At 65.6% G+C, this 18450-nt stretch carries 21 protein-coding genes; 7 read left to right on the forward strand and 14 right to left on the reverse strand.

Annotation, left to right across the window (positions count from 1 at the left end; translation table 11 throughout):
• Positions 1–119: 119 nt before the first annotated feature.
• The 4 genes from CH339_RS22095 (at position 120) to CH339_RS22110 (ending at position 2234) form a co-directional block, all read left to right on the forward strand.
• Positions 120–839: an AzlC family ABC transporter permease gene (locus CH339_RS22095; RefSeq protein WP_210207387.1), complete on the forward strand. Its 720-nt coding sequence runs from the start codon at positions 120–122 to the stop codon at positions 837–839.
• Positions 839–1183 carry an AzlD domain-containing protein gene (locus CH339_RS22100; protein ID WP_111436597.1) on the forward strand — a complete coding sequence of 115 codons (345 nt, stop codon included), beginning with the start codon at positions 839–841 and terminating at the stop codon, positions 1181–1183. The genes CH339_RS22095 and CH339_RS22100 overlap by 1 nt, the downstream gene beginning before the upstream one ends.
• Before the next feature lie 200 nt (positions 1184–1383).
• Positions 1384–1818, forward strand: coding sequence for a MarR family winged helix-turn-helix transcriptional regulator (locus CH339_RS22105; RefSeq protein WP_111436580.1), 435 nt, complete (start codon positions 1384–1386; stop codon positions 1816–1818).
• 8 nt (positions 1819–1826) lie between these two features.
• The gene (locus CH339_RS22110) at positions 1827–2234 is read left to right on the forward strand and encodes a DUF2000 family protein (protein ID WP_111436581.1); all 408 of its coding nucleotides are present in this window, start codon (positions 1827–1829) and stop codon (positions 2232–2234) included.
• Here the strand turns inward: CH339_RS22110 and CH339_RS22115 are convergent.
• The 6 genes from CH339_RS22115 to CH339_RS22140 form a co-directional block, all read right to left on the reverse strand.
• On the reverse strand, positions 2206–3132 hold the full coding sequence (locus CH339_RS22115) for a hypothetical protein (RefSeq protein WP_111436582.1): 927 nt from the start codon (positions 3130–3132) through the stop codon (positions 2206–2208). The genes CH339_RS22110 and CH339_RS22115 overlap by 29 nt on opposite strands.
• Before the next feature lie 104 nt (positions 3133–3236).
• Entirely contained in the window at positions 3237–3662 is a 426-nt protein-coding gene (locus CH339_RS22120) for an HIT family protein (protein ID WP_111436583.1), read from the reverse strand.
• A gap of 36 nt (positions 3663–3698) precedes the next feature.
• Positions 3699–4415 (reverse strand): sulfotransferase family 2 domain-containing protein, encoded by a 717-nt coding sequence (locus CH339_RS22125; protein ID WP_111436584.1) that lies wholly within the window; start codon positions 4413–4415, stop codon positions 3699–3701.
• A 77-nt stretch (positions 4416–4492) separates the two neighbouring features.
• Positions 4493–5833 carry a GNAT family N-acetyltransferase gene (locus CH339_RS22130; RefSeq protein WP_111436585.1) on the reverse strand — a complete coding sequence of 447 codons (1341 nt, stop codon included), beginning with the start codon at positions 5831–5833 and terminating at the stop codon, positions 4493–4495.
• Between the two features lie 93 nt (positions 5834–5926).
• A complete protein-coding gene (locus CH339_RS22135) occupies positions 5927–6685 on the reverse strand; it encodes a glycerophosphodiester phosphodiesterase family protein (protein ID WP_111436586.1) in 759 nt (252 codons plus the stop codon).
• Between the two features lie 27 nt (positions 6686–6712).
• Entirely contained in the window at positions 6713–7177 is a 465-nt protein-coding gene (locus tag CH339_RS22140) for a RidA family protein (protein WP_111436587.1), read from the reverse strand.
• Positions 7178–7390: 213 nt separating this feature from the next.
• Between CH339_RS22140 and CH339_RS22145 the strand changes: the two genes are divergently transcribed.
• Entirely contained in the window at positions 7391–8296 is a 906-nt protein-coding gene (locus tag CH339_RS22145) for a cell envelope integrity EipB family protein (RefSeq protein WP_170138622.1), read from the forward strand.
• A 14-nt stretch (positions 8297–8310) separates the two neighbouring features.
• On the opposite strand, the gene CH339_RS22150 is transcribed toward CH339_RS22145, so the two are convergent.
• The 3 genes from CH339_RS22150 to CH339_RS22160 form a co-directional block, all read right to left on the reverse strand.
• Positions 8311–9639: a DNA polymerase IV gene (locus CH339_RS22150; protein WP_111436589.1), complete on the reverse strand. Its 1329-nt coding sequence runs from the start codon at positions 9637–9639 to the stop codon at positions 8311–8313.
• A gap of 307 nt (positions 9640–9946) precedes the next feature.
• Complete coding sequence (locus CH339_RS22155) at positions 9947–10636, reverse strand: hypothetical protein (protein ID WP_201241091.1); 690 nt, start codon at positions 10634–10636, stop codon at positions 9947–9949.
• Positions 10620–10901 carry a DUF3572 domain-containing protein gene (locus tag CH339_RS22160; protein WP_111436599.1) on the reverse strand — a complete coding sequence of 94 codons (282 nt, stop codon included), beginning with the start codon at positions 10899–10901 and terminating at the stop codon, positions 10620–10622. Before CH339_RS22160 ends, CH339_RS22155 begins: the two co-directional genes overlap by 17 nt.
• A 194-nt stretch (positions 10902–11095) precedes the next feature.
• Here CH339_RS22160 and CH339_RS22165 point away from each other — a divergent pair, with 194 nt between their 5' ends.
• Positions 11096–11467, forward strand: coding sequence for a response regulator (locus CH339_RS22165; protein ID WP_111436590.1), 372 nt, complete (start codon positions 11096–11098; stop codon positions 11465–11467).
• Between the two features lie 16 nt (positions 11468–11483).
• A complete protein-coding gene (locus tag CH339_RS22170; protein ID WP_111436591.1) occupies positions 11484–12857 on the forward strand; it encodes a PleD family two-component system response regulator in 1374 nt (457 codons plus the stop codon).
• A gap of 673 nt (positions 12858–13530) precedes the next feature.
• Here CH339_RS22170 and rpmG read toward each other — a convergent pair.
• From rpmG to rnr, 5 genes are all read right to left on the reverse strand, one after another.
• Complete coding sequence (gene rpmG / locus CH339_RS22175) at positions 13531–13698, reverse strand: 50S ribosomal protein L33 (RefSeq protein ID WP_111436592.1); 168 nt, start codon at positions 13696–13698, stop codon at positions 13531–13533.
• A 111-nt stretch (positions 13699–13809) separates the two neighbouring features.
• A complete protein-coding gene (locus CH339_RS22180; RefSeq protein WP_244669216.1) occupies positions 13810–14982 on the reverse strand; it encodes an MFS transporter in 1173 nt (390 codons plus the stop codon).
• Positions 14983–15035: 53 nt separating this feature from the next.
• Complete coding sequence (locus tag CH339_RS22185) at positions 15036–15782, reverse strand: NUDIX hydrolase (RefSeq protein WP_111436594.1); 747 nt, start codon at positions 15780–15782, stop codon at positions 15036–15038.
• Between the two features lie 26 nt (positions 15783–15808).
• On the reverse strand, positions 15809–16234 hold the full coding sequence (locus CH339_RS22190) for a DUF983 domain-containing protein (protein ID WP_111436595.1): 426 nt from the start codon (positions 16232–16234) through the stop codon (positions 15809–15811).
• 11 nt (positions 16235–16245) lie between these two features.
• On the reverse strand, positions 16246–18450 hold a 2205-nt coding region (gene rnr, locus CH339_RS22195), incomplete at its 5' end, for a ribonuclease R (protein ID WP_111436596.1).

An 18450-nucleotide genomic window follows, 5' to 3' on the forward strand; every position in this document is an offset into this window, starting at 1 on the left:
GTCCCCGCCCATTTCCGGCGCCGCCCTCGACGATGGCCTTTTCGGCCATTGCCGGTGCGGCGCTTTCATGTGCCTGACGAGTTGATCCGCCGATGACCGCGCCGCCGCCCGAGACTTCCGTGGAGGACAGCACCGGCGGCCGCGTCTGGTTCCTGCGCGGGATTGCGGCGGTCGTCTCCTTTCCGGCTTTCATCCTTGCCGGCGCCTTCATCGGCTTTGCCGGGCTTGCCCGCGACAGCGGCCTGACCTTCGTCGAGGCCGTGTTGACGACGGCAACGGTCTGGGCGCTGCCGAGCCAGGTGGTGCTGATCGGCGCCATGACCGGCGGGGCGTCGGTCCTGGGCGCCGGCATTGCCGTTGCCTTTTCCGCCGTGCGGCTGATGCCGATGGTGGTCGCCTGGGTGCCGGTGGTGCGCGATGCGGCGACGCCGCGCTGGAAGCTGGCGCTTCTTTCCCATTTCGTTGCCGTGACGTCCTGGGTGTTCGCGATGAGCCGGCTGCCGGATATCCCGCGCCCGGCGCGGCTGTCGTTCTTCGCCGGGTTCGCCACCAGCCTCACCGTCATCAACATCTGCGTGACGGCGGTCGCGTTCCAGATGGTCGGCCACCTGCCGGAGCTCCTCGGCGCCGCGCTGTTCTTCCTGATGCCGATCTATTTCCTGTGCTCGCTGTGGGTGGCGGCACGGCACCCGGTCGACCGGCTGGCGATGCTCACCGGGCTCGTCCTCGGCCCCGTTTTCTTCCTTGCCGCGCCGGGCTTCGACCTCCTCTGGACCGGGCTTGTCGGCGGCACCGCGGCCTACCTTCTCGGCCGCTGGTGGGACGCGAGGCGCGCCTGATGGAGCAGATTTCCGGCGCCGCGCCGACCCTCGTCTACATCCTCATCGCCGGGGCCTTCGCCACCGGCATCTGGCGCGTCCTTGGCGTCGTCTTTGCCGGCAATGTGCGTGAGGATTCGGAGATTTTCCGCTGGGTGCGGGCGGTCGCGACGGCGCTGATCGCCGGCATCATCGCCCGGCTGATCCTGTTCCCGAGCGGCGCGCTGGCCCTCGCGCCCCTTTGGCTGAGGATCGGCGCGGCCGGCACCGGCTTCGCCATCGCCATGAAGGGCAAACGCTGGGCGTTCGTCGGCATCCTCGCCGCGGAGATCGTGCTGATCGGCGGCTGGCTGGTGGCCGTTTAGGTCCGGCTTCCCGCCGGCATCCGACGCGTTTTCCGGTTGCCTTTGCGGTCCGTTGCTCTTTTCGAGCCAATGTCTCAGCTTCGAACCAACGTCTCCATCTGACCCGCGTCAATCGACCGTTCTGCAAAACCTTGTACACAAGATAATTGTATGCAAACCTCTCGTCTGCGATGGGATTCGCTCGTGCAAGGACATCGACCATGGATCGCATCGAGGACTGCATCAGTTTTCTGACCGGCAAGGCCATGCAGCAGGTGACGCGGCGGGCGAAGGAGAAGCTCGGGGTGCATGGCGTGACGCCCGTGCAGTATGCCGTGCTGAAGCTTCTGTGGGGCACCGACGGCCTCAAAGCCAGCGACCTCGTCCAGCGGCTCCGGCTCGACAGTGCGACGATCACCGGCGTCGTCGATCGGCTGGAGCGGGATCGTTTGATTGAGCGCCGCGCGGATGCGGAGGATCGCCGCGTGCAGCGGCTGTTCCTGACGGAGGCGGGGAGCGCGCTTCAAAGGCCGCTCGATGCGGCGATGGACGACCTCAACATGGAGGCCGACCGGGCGCTGGGCGCCGATGCGACGGCGCTGAAGGGCGCGCTGGCGCGGCTCGGCGATCCAACGAACTGGCCGAAAGGGACCTGACTAGAAAAATGTTCGATACCAAGATCGCGATCGTCGTGCGCGACGACCTTGCCGTCTGGCAGAAGCTAAATGTCACCGCGTTTCTGACCAGCGGCATCGTCGGCGCGGCGGATGGCATCATCGGCGCGTCCTACGAGGACGCAGACGGCAACCGCTACAATCCCCTCTGCATCCAGCCGATGATCGTGCTGGCGACGGACGCGTCCGGGATGCGCAAGATTTTCGAGCGGGCAAAGACCCGCGCCGTGCCGCTCTCGCTCTATACCGAAGAGATGTTCTCCACCGGCCACGACGCTGCCAACCGGGCGGCCGTGAAGGCCGTCGCCGCCGCCGACCTCACCATCGTCGGCCTGGCGCTGCGCGAGGAGAAAAAGGTCGTCGACAAGATCACCAAGGGCGCGAAGATGCATCCTTGAGGAGGCCGCCCGATTTGGCATCGGCCGCTTCCCCCGGCTTGTCGACCGAGACCAGAAAGCGTTTGATGTACCCGCGAAATTCCTTGTCGATCGAAATGAAGTCCTCCGGCGTTTGACCTCCTGGCTTGTCCAGGATGAGACTCGCCCAGATTTCGTCGTTCAGGTTGTATCTGGTCGAGCAGCTGTGGTGGATTGGCTTGTATTCTCCGGTGCAGACAACATAGAACGGCCATCCGGAAGGGTCTTTATAGTTTTTGTGGAAATAATATACGGACGGATTTGGAGCGATTTCGTCTGCGTAAAAGACTTCGAACCCGTTAGTTGTTGAGTATTGTGGGCGACCGTTCCTGAAAGCATCTATCAGGTGTGGATGTTTTTTAAACCAGTTGGCGACGAATTTCTCAAATGCATCAGGAGTATGTGGGTCCTCATTGAATTCAAAAGCAAACAGCCCTTCCCGAAATTGCCGCGTTACGAGATTCAAATGCGGGTCGAAATTACGTCGGTAGTACTGCCGCGCGTGCTGCACCTTTCGATAGTCGAAGCCTTCAGGCTGCGTATCAGGGTGGCTCCTGACATAAAAGGCGATGCCTTCGATGGGCAGACCGGCATCGGGGCCGCATAGCCATCGCACCTGTTCCCTATAGAGCTCGTCGTCCTTGCGGCCATCGAGCGGGTTCGCTGCGAAGACGTCGACGCGGGGCAGCTTGAAACTGTAGGAACCGAGGCGGAGACGCACATAGTTGGACCCGGCGCAGTCGGGAACATTGGCCCCCTCCTTGTGGGGCAGCAGGTATTTGGGCGGGGGCTCCGGCGGTTCGGCCAGCGCGACATAGACCACCGCCACGGAAACCAGCGCGAGGTACACCCGGAAAGGCCATTTCAGCCATTTCTTCATCGATTTCGCCTGCCTGTGGGCGAATGCACACAACCACACATTGGTGTGGTTGCTGCCGAAATCAATCGATATCGGTTTCTGGGGTAAACGCCGCGGCCGCTTCCTCAGCCCTCCAGCGCCGCCTTGATCTTCTCCGCGTGCTTGGCCAAAAGCTCCGGGTCGGCCATCTCGCCGGTGTGGGGCTTCAGCGGCACGCCCTCGTGGCGCGGGATGACGTGGACATGGAGGTGGAAGACGACCTGGCCGCCGGCCGGCTCGTTGAACTGCTGGACGGTGGCGCCCGGCGCCTCGAACGCCTTCATGACGGCATGGGTCAGCTTCTGGGTCGTCGCCATTACCGCGGCGAGGTCGTCGAGGCCGACGTCGAGGATGTTGCGGGCGGCGGCCTTCGGCAGCACCAGGGTGTGGCCGTCGGCGCGCGGCATGATGTCGAGGAAGGCGAAGGTCTTGTCGTCCTCATAGACCTTGTGGCAGGGCATCTCGCCGCGCAGGATCTTGGCGAAGATGTTGTCGGCGTCATAGGCGGTCATGGCGGTCCTCCAATGGCGGTGTGTCGGTGGCCGGCATCACCCGGCCTTCGCGGTCTCTGTGCTCTTCTGGTGCAAGGCGCGGCGCTCGCGGGACAGGCGCCGGACGGCATCGCCATAGCGCATCTGGTCGGCGAAGTTCAGCCGGGTGAGGGCCATGCGCGTCTTGCGGTCGACCGGTTCCTTGGCCTTCGTCGCATTGCGCGTGCGATTTGAGGCGGGCGGCACGGTGAGGCCGGTGAGTTCCAGGCAGTCGTCATAAAATTCGGTGAGGCCGACGAAGCCGAGATCGTCGATGTCGAAGGGCCTGAGCAGGCGGTGCTGCAGGTTGCGGGCGTCCTTGCGGCCTGCATAGTCGAGGAGCGACAGGTCCTCCGCCTGCAGCGCCTTGGCCAGCGGATTGATGACGTCATCGCGACTGCGGTTGAAGTAGTACTCCGAGATCAGCCGCTCGGCCGGATCGCGCAGCCAGACCCACACATTGGCGGGCTCGATGCCGAGCTTCCTGAACCGGTTGACGAAGAAATGCCCGTGGATGATGCGAATGCCGGCATCCGCGATCCGCTTCAGGTCGTCCGGCCCGGACGGGCGGCCGATCTCCTTCAGGAGCGGATGGGTCTTGGGATGCCGGGTACCGTAGGAAAAGGCGACCGTGTCGCCGAAATTGGCGACGAGCACGTCGGCGAATGCCGTTCCCGCGGTCTTCGGGATGTGGACGGAGATCACCGGCAGGGGCGAGGCATCGAGCGTCAGCATGGCCGCTTGATGTCACTAACCGGGGCTTGAATCAAGCATGGTCGATGTCCGCGCGGGCGCCCGGGCGGTGTCGTGGATCAGCGCGCATTCCGGTCGCGCTTGAATGGCGCCATCTGCCTCAGGAGTTCCGACTCTTCGGCGACCGCCTCGCGCTCCTGGTCGAGATAGGCGGCAACGGCGTTCCGGAGCCCCGGGTGGACGATGTGGTGGGCCGAGTGGGTGGTCACCGGCAGGTAGCCGCGGGCGAGCTTGTGGGCGCCTTGCGCGCCGGCCTCGACCAGCCTCAGGCGGGTTTGAATCGCGAACTCGATGGCCTGGTAGTAGCAGACCTCGAAATGCAGGAACGGCAGGTCCTCGGTCGTGCCCCAATAGCGGCCGTAGAGCGTGTCGGAGCCGATGAAGTTGAGCGCGCCGGCGATGATCTCCGTTCCGCGCCGGGCGAAGATCAGGAGGATCCGTTCCGCCATCCGTTCGCCAATAAGGGAAAAGGCCTCGCGGTTGAGATAGGGCGTGCCCCATTTGCGGGCGCCGGTGTCCATGTAGAACCGGAAGAAGGTGTCCCAGTGGTGCTCTTTGATGTCGGTTCCCGTGACCCAGTCGATCTCGATGCCGTCGCCCTGGGCGTCGCGCCTCTCGCGCCTGATCGTCTTGCGCTTGCGCGAGGCGAGGGCCCCGAGGAAATCGTCGAAGGTCTTGTAGCCCTCGTTGACCCAGTGGAACTGCTGGTCGGTGCGGTGGAGGTAGCCGTCCTCTTCCAGCAACCGTGCCTCGTTCTCCGTCAGGAAGGTGAGGTGGGCGGACGAGGCCTCGAACTGGCTCGCCGCCTGGCGGATGCCGGAGGCCAGGATCTTTCGGGCAGCGTCGCTGTCCGGCCCGTTGCCGACGAGGAGCCGCCGGCCGGTTGCCGGGGTGAAGGGGACGGAGATCTGGAGCTTCGGATAGTACTCCCCGCCGGCGCGGTAGAAGGCATCGGCCCAGCCGTGGTCGAAGACGTATTCGCCCTGGGAGTGGCTCTTCAGATAGGCCGGAACGACGCCGGCATAGCTGTCGTCGGCGCGCTCCAGCGCCAGGTGGCAGGACGCCCAGCCGGTTTCGGGAAGGGCGCAGCCGGACTCTTCCAGTGACCAAAGAAAATCGTGTGATATAAACGGGTTAAATGACGTTTCTTCAGAAACTTGTTTCGCTGGTTCGGGCTCTCCGCAATCCGATTCCGGACTGCCCGCCAACCCCTTGAATTGGGATTCTTTTTCGCTGCGCCCTTCACGTTCAGAATCCGATTCAAGAGCCGCACCCAAATCGGCCTTAAGCCGGCCGCCCTCGGCCAGCTCCCAGCCGGGATTGGCGAGCCGATCCCAGTCCTTGCGGTCGATATCCCTCAGCGATGTGAGGACGCGGATCTTGGCTTCGACAGAACTCATGGGATGACGGACCGTGGCATTTTTCGAGGAGGCGCGGCGGGCGCGCTTGAGGGATCGATTCAAGGATTGAATCTAAGCCGCCCGGCGCCTCGCTCAAGCGTCCGGATCGAATCCCTCGAAAATGATCTGGTCGGCGTGGCGCGCGGCGCGGCGCCGGTGGTCCGTGGTGCGCACCGTCCAGGTCAGCACCGGCCGGCCGAAAAGCCGGCGCATCAGCGTAACAGCCGGGGCCGGCAGCGCCTCGATGTCGTAGGCGATGAAGTCCGGGCGGGTGCGCGGAGCATGCAGGAGGTGGCGGAGCGCGAACCGCTCCATCAGCGTCAGGAGGCGCCATTCCGGATCGCGCGGTGAGGTGGCGCAGGCGGTGATGCCGCGCGGCAGGTGCGGGGCGAGGCCCTTGAAGGCGGCGACGATCTCCGGATCGAAGGACATCACCGCCACGGGGCCGTCATAGCCGGCCAGCACCTCGGCGACCGGGCCTGCGATGGCCGCGCCCCGGCGCATGTCGGACTTCATCTCCAGCACCAAGGGCACGCGTCCGGCAACCAGATCCAGAAAGGCCGTTAGCGTCGGGATGGTGTCGCCGCCGCCGTCCATCAGCGGGGTCGCGGAGAGCTCGGCGGCGGTGAGCGCGCCAACCGGCCCGCGGCCCTCGGTCAGCCGGTCGAGCGTGTCGTCGTGGAAGACCATCGGCACGCCGTCGGCGGAAAGCTGCAGGTCGGCCTCGATCGAAAAGCCTTTCTCAGCGGCGGCCGCGGCCGCTTTGAGCGAGTTCTCGATGCGGCCGGCATGGGCATCGTGGTAGCCGCGATGGGCGACGGGGCGGGCGGTCAGCCAGGCGGGCGCGTTCATTGGGCAGCCAGCGTCCCTTCGACGTTCCTATTCGACCTCGAACACCGCCTCGACCTCGACGGCGACACCGAAGGGAAGGGCGGCGACGCCGACGGCGGCGCGGGCATGGCGGCCGCGGTCCTGAAACACCTCGGCCATCAGGTCGGAGGCGCCGTTGATGACCTTCGGCTGGTCGGTGAAGTCGGGCGTGGAGTTGACGAAGCCGGTGAGCTTGACGACGCGGGTGATGCTGTCGAGGTCGCCGACGGCGGCCTTTGCCTGGGCGATGAGGGCAAGGGCGCAGAGCCTCGCCGCCTTCTGGCCTTCGGCGATGGAAAGCCCGCCGCCGAGGCGGCCGATGAATTCCGGCCCCTTTGCACCCATCGGAAGCTGGCCGGAGACGTAGAGCTGGTTGCCCGTCCGCACGAAGGGCACGTAGTTGGCGGCCGGCATCGGCGCCTCTGGAAGATCTATGCCGAGTTCGGCAAGGCGGGCGTCGGTTTGACCGGTCATGGTCACTGTCTCCTGGGTTCAATCTTTGTTGCGCCCAGCGAGGGCGCGCGCGGCGACGATTGCCAAAATCCACCGAATAGGCAAGTTTATTGACGACAAGACGGGGCAAAAGGGGCGAACGCCGCGCCGGCATCGACGGTCCGCGCCATGGTTACGCCATGCTCGCCGCCTATCGGGTGGAAACGCCAGCAACGAGCCGGGGCAGGAACAGCAATGAACAACCTCATCGACGGGCCGTATCGCGCCATTGCGGCGGCTGCGATTCTCTCCGCTGTCATGGCCGTGCCGGCCGCGGCCGGGCGCGCGGTGCCCAATGTCAGCGATGCGGCGAGCCATGACGCGGTCGTCGCCGACCTCATCTCGCACCGGGCCGTGTTCGACATGAAGCTGACCGATTCGAAGGCCTCGTCCTCGATCGCCGGCCTCAACGGGCGCATGGTGTTCGAGACCATCGGCTCGACCTGCGACGGCTTCACCATCAATTTCCGCTTCGTTACCCAGGTAGAGGACAGCCAGGGCAATTCCCGGCTGACCGACATGCGCACCACGACCTTCGAGGACGCCTCCGGCGAGCGGTTCGAGTTCCTGACCCAGACCTATATTGACGAAAAGCTGGTGGAGGAATCGAAGGGCAGCGCCGTGCGCGACGGCGAGACGACGACCGTCCGCCTCGACAAGCCGGAAAAGAAGACGTTCACCATCGGCAAGCGGATCCTGTTCCCGACCCAGCACCTGGTCGCCATGCTGAGCGCGGCGCGCTCCGGTGAGGCGTTCCTGCCGGCCAACATCTATGACGGTTCGGAGACCGGCGAGAAGATCTTCCCGACCGCGACCACCATCGGCAAGCGGATCGACGGGCCGGATACGCTCGACGCCAAGGCGGCCGACGCCGACATGTCGAAGCTGCCGCGCTGGCCGGTTACGGTCGGCTATTTCGAGCCGGTGTCGACGGGCGGCGAGGCGCTGCCGACCTACGAGATGAGTTTTCTTCTCTATGGCAACGGCATCAGCCGCGACGTGAAGATCGACTATGGCGACTTCAGCGTTGCCGGCAAGCTGGTCAATCTTGAGATCCACGACGTGCCGGGCTGCAGCGCCGACAAGGCCGGCGCGCAGTAAGCAATCCGGCTTTTTCACTCCTGAAGATCGTCGTCGGGCGGCGAGGGATCGCGGCCGCGGCGCTTTGCGGCGAGCGCGAGGCCGAGATTGACGGCGCCGGTGCCGAAGCGTTCGCGCAGGTCGTCGATGGCGATCTCGGCGCGGGCACGGCGCGTTGCCGCCACGTCGACGAGGTCGTCCGGGTCGGCGAGCACCGGGTCGGCGAAATCGGAGACACCAATGCCGATCAGCCGGAACATCCGGCCGTTGGCCTCCCGCGCGAGCATGTCCTGGCCGGTGCGGAAGATGCGGTCGGCGAGCCGTGTCGGGTCGGCGAGCCGGTGGCTGCGGGTGATGATCCGGAAATCCTTCGTCTTCAGCTTCAGGGTCACCGTCCAGCCGGCTTTCTCGGCCGCCTTCAGGCGCTTGGAGACCTTTTCCGACAGCCGTCGCAGATGCGCCATGAGTTCGTGCGCGTCGGCAATATCGACGTCGAAGGTGGTCTCCGCGCTGATGCTTTTGGCCTTTGAGGCGGCAGACACGGTGCGCCGGTCCTCGCCGCGGGCGAGATGGAAAAGCTTCAGCCCCAGCGCGCCGTAGCGGCGGGCAAGGTCGGCCTCGTCCATCCTCTGCAGATCGCCGATGAGGCGGATGCCGTCGGCCTGGAGCTGGCGCTGGGTGACCTTGCCGACGCCCCAGATCATGCCGACCGGCTTGTCGGCAAGGAAGTCCTTTGCCTCCGCCGCGCCGATGACGGAAAAGCCGCGCGGCTTGTCGAGGTCGGAGGCGATCTTGGCGAGGAACTTGTTGGCGGCAAGGCCGACGGAGACGGAGATGCCGATCTCGGCCTCCACATCGCGGGCGAAACGGGCGAGGGTGACCGCCGGGCTGGTGCCGTGCAGGCGCTCCGTGCCGGTAAGGTCGAGGAACGCCTCGTCGATGGAGAGCGGCTCGACCAGCGGCGTCAGCGCCCGCATCATCTCGCGGACCTGGCGCCCGACGGCGGTGTATTTTTCCATGTTCGGCGGCAGCACGACGGCTTCCGGGCAGAGCTTCAGGGCCTTGAACATGGGCATCGCCGAATGGACACCCTTGATGCGCGCGATGTAGCAGGCCGTGGAGACGACGCCGCGCCGGCTGCCGCCGATAATCAGCGGCTTGTCGTCGAGGCTCGGATCGTCGCGCTTTTCAATCGCGGCATAGAACGCGTCGCAGTCGATATGGGCGATGACCAGGCGGTGCAGTTCCGGGTGGGCAACGACGCGGGGGCTGCCGCACGCCGGGCAGCGATGAGCGGTGCCGGCAAAGGACGTCAGGCAATCCCGGCATAGGGCAGTGTTGGCGGAATGGTCGATGTCGCGCATGGCCTCGTCATCGTCGCCGCAGCGTTTTGCGGCTTGCCAGTCTAGCAGGCTTTGGCCGAAAGACGTCAGATCTCATTGCGGTCAGAGGTTGCTGGGGCCGTGCCCTGGACGGCCGCACAGCACCTCAGCGAATGCCGACTGGATTGCCGCGTCGGCCTTGCGGCCTTCTCGCAATGACGTTGAAATGTTTAAAGAATCCAACCAGGACCGTCATTGCGAGCGGAGCGAAGCAATCCAGCTTTTCTGCGGTGGTTATTAAACGACGTCGCCCGATCCCAGTCCGGGCATTGGCGCCGTGCCCGATGCCTTAGAACCCGAACCGGCCGACGATGAAATTGCGGGCGGCCGGCCAGTCGTTGGCCTTCAGCGAAAGCCCGTCGATGGGACCGGCGAGGTCGAAGAAGCGGCGGTCCGCAATAAACTGCACGAGGCTGGCGCCGTCGACGAAGGCGCCGACGGAGCGGATGTTGGAGGGCGAATCGTCGAGGAAGACGACGGCGCCGTCGGCGCGTTCGGCGAGAAGCCTGGCGGCCGGTCCCTTCGGCCCGGTATTGGTGATGACCGGATAGGGCATGCCGTGGCGAGCCAGGGTCTCGGAGCGCAATTGCCGGTGCCTTTCGGGAATGTTGGTCAGCATGACCACTTCCGCAGCCTGGCTCAGCTCGCCAAGCGCTTCGGCGACGCCGGCCACGGGCTGCTGGTTGCCGGTCTCGGCATCGAAGAAGCCGAGCAGCAGCTCGCGGACCTCCTCGCGGGAGGCGGGTTCCCGGTCCTCCTGGCGGACGATATTGCCGTTGAGGCCGTAGGAGCGGGCTACCAACTCAAAGCCGTGGGCGAGAAGATGCCGCTCGAACGGGGCGATGAAGTGCAGCGCCACCTCGTCGACGTCGCACAGGATCAGCGGGCCGTCCTTGAGGTCGAGTTCCTCGATCTGGCGCGCGGTTTCCGGTGCCATGTCGACCACGGGTCCGACCGGCAGGTCAGTTGATCGTGACATCGCCCCCGTCCTCCGACAGCGCCAGGTGGGCGGCGGCGATCATCGTCGGGCGCACGCGGATGCGCTCGACGAAGACGAGCAGCAGATCCTCGTTGGCCATCAGGAATTCCAGCACGGCGCACAGGAACCAGGGCTCGCCGGCGGCGCTCCTCAGGTTCTCCGGGCCGAGCCCGGTCTCGGCGAGAAACCGGCCCAGCGATTCGGTTTCGCCGGCGATGAAGGCAAGTCCGGAGACGGCGATCCGCTCGGCGGATTCCCAAGGCATTCGCTGGATCCGGGACTCCATTTTGCGCCTGTGTTTGCCTTTGTGAAAGATTCTTTCTGTATGTTCTGAAAATGGACGGACCGCAAGACGGCGTGTGATGGCGCGTCACCGGGGACCGCCCGTTCGGGACGAGCGCGTGCCCGGCGAGCGGTCCATGGGGTATGAGCACGGGGACGCAGGGGTAGGGCGAACCAATGGCCAAGAAGGTTCTGATCGTTGAGGACAATGACCTCAACATGAAGCTGTTTCGCGACCTTCTGGAGGCGAACGGCTACGAGACGGTCCAGACCCGCAACGGCCTGGAGGCCATGGACCTTGCCCGCGAGCACCATCCCGACCTCATCCTGATGGACATCCAGCTCCCCGAAGTCTCGGGCCTGGAGGTCACCAAATGGATCAAGGAAGACGACGACCTGAAGATGATCCCGGTCGTCGCCGTCACCGCCTTCGCCATGAAGGGCGACGAGGAACGTATCCGCCAGGGCGGCTGCGAGGCCTATCTGTCCAAGCCCATTTCGATCGGGAAGTTTCTTGAAACGGTAAAATCGTATCTCGGCGATGCGTGACTGAGGGGATAGCGCAATGACCGCCCGTGTTCTTGTCGTCGACGACATACCGGCCAACACGAAACTGCTCGAGGCGCGGCTGACGGCAGAATATTTCGAGGTCCTGACGGCTGCCAACGGGCCGGATGCCCTGGCGATCTGCCAGGCGGACAAATGCGACATCGTCCTGCTCGACGTGATGATGCCCGGCATGGACGGCTTCGAGGTCTGCCGGCGGCTGAAGGCCGATCCGCGGACCGTACACATTCCCGTCGTCATGGTGACGGCGCTCGACCAGCCGGCCGACCGGGTCAAGGGCCTGGACGCCGGGGCCGACGATTTCCTCACCAAGCCGGTCAACGACATCGCGCTGATCACAAGGGTGAAGAGCCTCGTCAGGCTGAAGATGCTGACCGACGAGTGGCGCATGCGCTCCGTGACCGGCCGCGATATCGGCTTTGAGGACACCGCCGCCGCGGACGATTTCGCGGCCAAGGGCAAGGGCCGCATCCTTCTGGTCGACGACCGGCGCTCGTCCTATGAGCGGATGGCGGCGTCATTGGCGAAATCCCACGACGTGACGGTGGAGACCGATCCCCAGGAGGCGTTGTTCCGGGCCGCGGAGGGCGATTTCGAACTGGTCATGATCTCGCTGGCGCTGGCCAATTTCGACGGCCTCAGGCTGTGCTCCCAGCTCCGCTCGCTGGAGCGCACGCGGATGGTGCCGGTGCTTCTCATCACCGAGCCGGAAGACAATGCGCGGCTACTGCGCGGCCTCGACCTCGGGGTCAACGATTACCTCGTCAGGCCGATCGACAAGAATGAGATGATGGCGCGCACGCGGACCCAGATCCGCCGCAAGCGCTACACCGACCATTTGCGCGACAACGTCCAGCAGACGATGGAGCTGGCGGTTACCGACGCGCTCACCGGGCTGCACAATCGGCGCTATCTGGAAAGCCATCTGGCGACGCTGGTCAGTCAGGCCGTGCAGCGCTCCAAGACGCTGGCCGTCCTGATGGTCGATCTCGATTACTTCAAGGCCGTCAACGACACCTACGGCCACGATGCGGGCGACGACGTCCTGCGCGAATTCGCCCGCCGGCTGCGCAAGAACCTGCGCGGCATCGACCTTGCCTGCCGCTTCGGCGGCGAGGAATTCGTCGTCGTCATGCCGGAGACCGACCTGTCGCTGGCCGTCGCGGTGGCGGAGCGCATCCGCCAGAAGGTCGCCGGCGAGCCGTTCCTAGTCAATGGCGGGGCGCGGGCGCTGGACGTGACGATCAGCGTCGGCCTTGCCATGCTCGACCACTATGACGACACGCCGCAGACGATCCTGAAGCGCGCCGACGAGGCGCTTTATGCGGCCAAGCGCGACGGCCGCAACCGGGTGGTCGCCGACGCGGCCTGAGCCGCCCTTTCAGGCACGCCTTCCCGCACAACCGCAGCGCAATCTCCGGTAGTGGCAACGCCATGCCTTTGGCGGGTATAATTCCCTGCAACGAGGCGCCGGGGGGCGGTCCCGCGCATGTATTGAACAGCCTTCAACTCTGAAAGCATTGCCGTCTATTGGTGGCTCTTAACCAATCCGGCGTTTTTCATTGGTTTTTGGTTACGATTTCGTTGATATTTGGATCAGGCGAAACCGGAAACGCGATAGTCACATTTCAGCGAAACCGGTCTGTATCGGCGAAATATCGGATATTCAAAGGATTTTTTCGTTAGCCAGTATCATCAAGAGATACCCTACGGAATGCTCAGGTCCGCCGCATCTCCTGGGTCCGTGGGGTCAGGCCGGCCGGAAAGCAGGGTGTTGAGTGGCCTCCTCGTTAAGCCCCGCCTCCGGTCGGCCACCTCTTCCGGGCCGATTGCATCCGCGTTTTCGGAGATTCTGCAAGGCCGTTCAGGGATTCGATCCCTCACCAATCAAGGGTAGAAGAGTGTCTGTCGCCCGGCAGGCCGGTTCCGACCTCCGGTCGTCGCCGGGGCAGGGCGCATGCTTGCACGGCAAAGCAAAGCGCCGCCCCTGACGGACGGCGCTTTCACATCTTTTCGCGCGACTGCCGGCGGTGCCGGCGGGCGCGCTACTTGATCTTGGATTCGCGGAAGTCGACGTGCTTCTTGGCGACCGGATCGTATTTCTTCTTGACCATCTTTTCGGTCATCGTCCGGCTGTTTTTCTTGGTGACGTAGAAGTAGCCCGTGTCGGCGCTCGACACGAGACGAATCTTGATCGTGGTTGCCTTAGCCATTCCGCTTGTCCTCGGAGAAATCGGTCTGCCGGGTCCGGGTGCCAATTTCACCGCACGGTCCCGATTGGTGCGCCACCCTAGTCATTGCGCGGCCCTTGTCAAGAATTCGTGTCACCGGCCGGCCCATCTTGCGATGCGAAAGGCGGCAATCACGACATATCCGGCAAAGAACAGGGCGCAGACGATGGGAAAGCCGTGCGGGTCGATGTCCATGCCGGCACCCATGGCGGCGGGGCCGACCAGCATGCCGATGGAGTACATCATGACGAAGGCGGCGTTGGCGGAGGCAAGGTCGGCGTCGCGATAGCGGGCCGCGAGGTGGGCAAGGCCGATGGTGTAAAGGCCCGCCGTGACGCCGCCCCAGATGAAGAGGGTGACGAAAAGCTCGGTCATGCGGTGCGCAAAGACGGGCATGAGCAGTGCGCCGATCACGCCGACGAGGCCGCAGACGAGGAGCAGGACGCGCTTGTCCATGCGGTCGCTCATCCAGCCGAGCGGCACCTGGAGCACGACGTTGCCGAGGGCGGCGGCGGTCACCAGCAGCGTTGCGGTCGCCGCATCGAGGCCGATCCTGAGGCCGTAGATCGGCAGGATAGAGAGCATGCCGGTTTCCACCGCGCCGAAGGCAAGGACCGCGATGGTGGCCACGGGAACGGCGATCAGGAACCTGGCGAAGGAGTGCTCCGGCCTTTTTTCGATGCGCGGACTGGTGTCGCGGGCCATGATGACCGGGATCGCGGATACGGCGAGGATGATCGTGCCAATGAGGAAGGGCGGGGCGCCCGAGGCCCCGGTCAGCGACAGCAGGATGGGGCCGGCGGCGACGCCGATCGACAGGAAGGTGGCATAGACGCCGAGGACGAAGCCGCGCCGTTCGCGCGGCGCGGCCGACGATATCCAGAACTCGGACAATACGAAGATCGCCGTCGTCGCGCCGTGGAAGACGAAGCGCAGGCCGAACCAGGCCCAGTAGGACGAGATGACGAAAAAGCCGAGGAAGCTGACCATCGAGGCGGCGATGAGGATGAGGATCAGCCGTGCCGTGCCGATGCGCCGGGCGAGCGGCGTGACGAACGGCACCCAGGCGATGGAGGCAACGCCGGCCATAGCCGAATTGATGCCGATGGCGGTGCCGGAAAAGCCACGCGCCTCCATGACCAGGGCGAGCAGCGGCATGGACAGGCTGATGGCGACGCCGACGATGGAAATGGAGGCGATCGCGGCGGCCATGCCGCGGCGGTCGACCGGCCGAGGGGCCGCCCCTTGCACGCTTCCTTCCGCCATGACGCCCCGTTACCCTCGACACTGGCGCCGCCAGGGCGCCGCACCATCCGCCGTCAGATCAGGTCGCGGCGAAAGCCGCTGCCCAACCAATAATAGAACGGCACCGGCGTTTCCGGGGCAAGCTTGGGGTCGCAGGCGAGCCGCTCCTCCAACTCCTCGATGATCACCTTGGTAATGGTCGGAAGCTCCAGGTCGTGGGCCTCGGCGAGCGTCGGCCAGTCGACCTCCTCCAGTTCGCCGGAGGGGCCGGTGCCTTCCGGCAGGGTGCCGGCGACAGCGTCGGCAAAGACGACGAGGAAGCGGGTGTCGAAGCGGCGCGAGCGGCGCGGCGGGGTGATGGCGCGGCCGACATAGCGGATGGGCGACAGGTCGGGGACAATGCCGCGCTCGGCAAAGGCGCACCAGGTCGGATCGGACTTGGGCAGGTGCGGCGTGTCCTCCTTGCTGCCGATGAAGACACCGGTCTCCTCGAAGGTCTCGCGGATGGCAGCGATGCCGAAGGCCCGTGCGCGGGCCTCCGTCTTGGGACCCTTCATGGCGTGCATCAGCTTGTTGCGGATGGCCTCGTGGTAGTCGCCGCAAGCGCGCACGCGGGAATCGCCCGGATCCACCCGGCCGCCGGGAAAGACGAACTTGCCCGGCAAAAAGACGTGGCGCTCATGGCGCCTGCCCATCAGCACGCGCACCGGCCCGCCCGCCGTCCTGTCGAGGATCAACAGCGTGGCCGCATCCTTCGGCCGGCGGTTGGCGTAGGTCTGGTTGCGTTCGGTGTTGGTCAGGCGTTCGGCGAGATCGGCCATGTCCGGCTCTCTTTTTTGGGCGGGGCTCAGTCCTCGCCGAATTCCGGCGTGTGGTTGGGGTCGAAGCCATGCATGAAGAGTGCCCATTGCAGGCCGACGACGGCGCCCTTGACCGGGCGCAGCAGCGCCAGCGACAGCAGCACCGTCAGCGGCAGCCAGATGGACATCTGCAGCCAGATCGGCGGCGCCCAGAGCTTTTCCACCGTCAGGATCATGCCGACGATGATGTGGCCGACGATGAGGATGGTGAAATAGGGCGGGGCGTCGTCGGCGCGGTGGTGGTGGAGCGCCTCGTTGCAGGTGCCGCAATGGTCCTTGACCGTCAGATAGCCGTCGAACAGGGCACCGGTGCCGCAGGAGGGGCATTTCGACGCCATGCCGCGGGCAACTGCATTGCCGACCGGGCGCGTGGGGGCCTCGTCCGGCGGCGACTCGAAGATCTGCTGGTGCATGGCGTTTGTCCTCAGCGCCGCTTGACGCGTTTCTTGGCCCGCGCGGACTTGTCCGGCACCGGCTTCTTGCGGGGCGGACGGCGTTTTGCCGCGCCTTTCCCGGAAGGTTTCTGATACCGCCCTTCGGAGAGAAGTTCAAACCTGAGCGCGCCGGCAAGGGGCATTGCCTCGGCCAGTTGCACCTCGACCCGGTCGCCGAGCTGGTAGGTCTCGCCGGTGCGCTCGCCGGTCATGGAGTGGGTGACGTCGTCGTAGCGGTAGTAGTCGTCGCCGAGCTTGGAGGCCGGCACGAAGCCGTCGGCGCCGCTGTCGTCGAGGCGCACGAACAGGCCGGACCGGGTGACGCCGGCGATGCGGCCGTTGAAGCTGGCGCCGATATGGTCGGCGAGCCAGTGGGCGATCAGCCGGTCGACGGTGTCGCGCTCGGCCGCCATGGCGCGCCGTTCCGTTGCGGAGATCTCCGCAGAAATCCCCTCAAGCTTCTCCTCGAAACCGGACGGCAGGCCGTCCTTGCCGAAGCCGAGGGCGGCAACGAGGCTGCGGTGGACGACGAGGTCGGCATAGCGCCGGATCGGCGAGGTGAAATGGGCGTAGCGCCTCAGGTTCAGGCCGAAATGGCCGATATTGGCCGGCGAATACTCCGCCTGGGCCTGGCTCCTCAGGATCACCTCGTTGACCAGTTCGTCGTTCTCCGTGCCCTCGACGCGGGCGAGGATCGCGTTGAAGACGGCAGGCCGCAGATTGCCGGTGCGGGCGAGCTTGATGTCGATGGTGGAGAGGAAGTCGCGCAGCGCTTCCAGCTTTTCCGGCGTCGAGGCATCATGGATGCGGTAGATCACCGGCGCGCGCTGCTTCTCCAGCGTCTCCGCCGCGCAGACATTCGCCTGGATCATGCACTCCTCGATCAGCTTGTGGGCGTCGAGGCGGGGCGGCACGATGATGCGGTCGACGGTGTCGTCGTCGTTCAGGACGATCTTGCGCTCCGGCAGGTCGAGGTCGAGCGGCGCGCGGGCCTCGCGGCCCTTCTTCAAACAGGCGTAGGCGGCCCAGAGCGGCTTCAGGATCGGCTCCAGCAGCGGGCCGGTCTTGTCGTTCGGTTTGCCGTCGATGGCCCCTTGCGCCTCCTGATAGGAGAGCTTGGCGGCGGAGCGCATCATCACCCGGTGGAATCTGTGGTCGAGCTTGCGGCCGTCGGCGGCAAAGCGCATGCGCACGGCGATCGCCGGCCGGTCCTCGCCCTCGCGGAGCGAGCAGAGATCGTTGGATATCCGCTCCGGCAGCATCGGCACGACCCGGTCGGGGAAATAGACCGAGTTGCCGCGCAGGAGCGCCTCGCGGTCGAGGGCGCTGCCCGGTCGGATGTAATAGGCGACGTCGGCAATGGCGACGGTAACGACGAAGCCGCCCTCGTTCTTGGGGTCGTCGTCGGGAACGGCATAGACGGCGTCGTCGTGGTCCTTGGCGTCGGCCGGGTCGATGGTGATGAGCGGGACGTCGCGCCAGTCCTCGCGCTTGTCGCCCTTCGTCTGCAGCGTCACCGGCTTTGCCGCGTCTGCCTCGGCGAGCACGGCGTCGGGGAAGATATGGGGGATGGCGTGGGTGTGGATGGCGATCATGGAGACCGCCTTTTCGCTCTTCATGGAGCCGATGCGCTCGCGGACCTTGGCCCGCGGCACGCCGTAGCGGCCGGCCTTGAGGACGTCGACGGTGACGAGGTCGCCGTCCACCGCGTCTCCGGCATCGGCCTTCTCGACGATATATTCCTTCTGCTTGCGGTCGACCGGGGCGATGCGCGCCGTGCCGTCGGGGCCGACCACATAGACGCCGAGGAGGGCGGTCGGCTGGCGCTCCAGCACCTTGATGGTGCGCCCGAGATAGCCGACGCCGGCATCGGAAGGCGCCTCGGCGATCCGTACCAGCACCCGGTCGCCGACACCGGCGGCGCGGCCCGGGCGTTTGCCGCGGTCCGACAGGATCATGACGGAGGGCGGCGGGCCGTTCTCGTCCTCGTCCCATTCCATCGGCGCGCCGATCAGTTCGCCATCGGCATCGCGGCCGCTGGCGAGGACGACGGTGACCGACGGCAGGTCGCCCGGGCGGCGCATTGACTTGCGGCTGCCGGCGATCAGCCCGTCGGCGGCGAGGTCCTTCAGGAGTTTCTTCAGGCCGATGCGGTCGCTGCCGGTGATCCGGAAGGCGCGCGAGATCTCGCGCTT

The organism is Rhodobium orientis (assembly GCF_003258835.1).
Taxonomy (GTDB): domain Bacteria; phylum Pseudomonadota; class Alphaproteobacteria; order Rhizobiales; family Rhodobiaceae; genus Rhodobium; species Rhodobium orientis.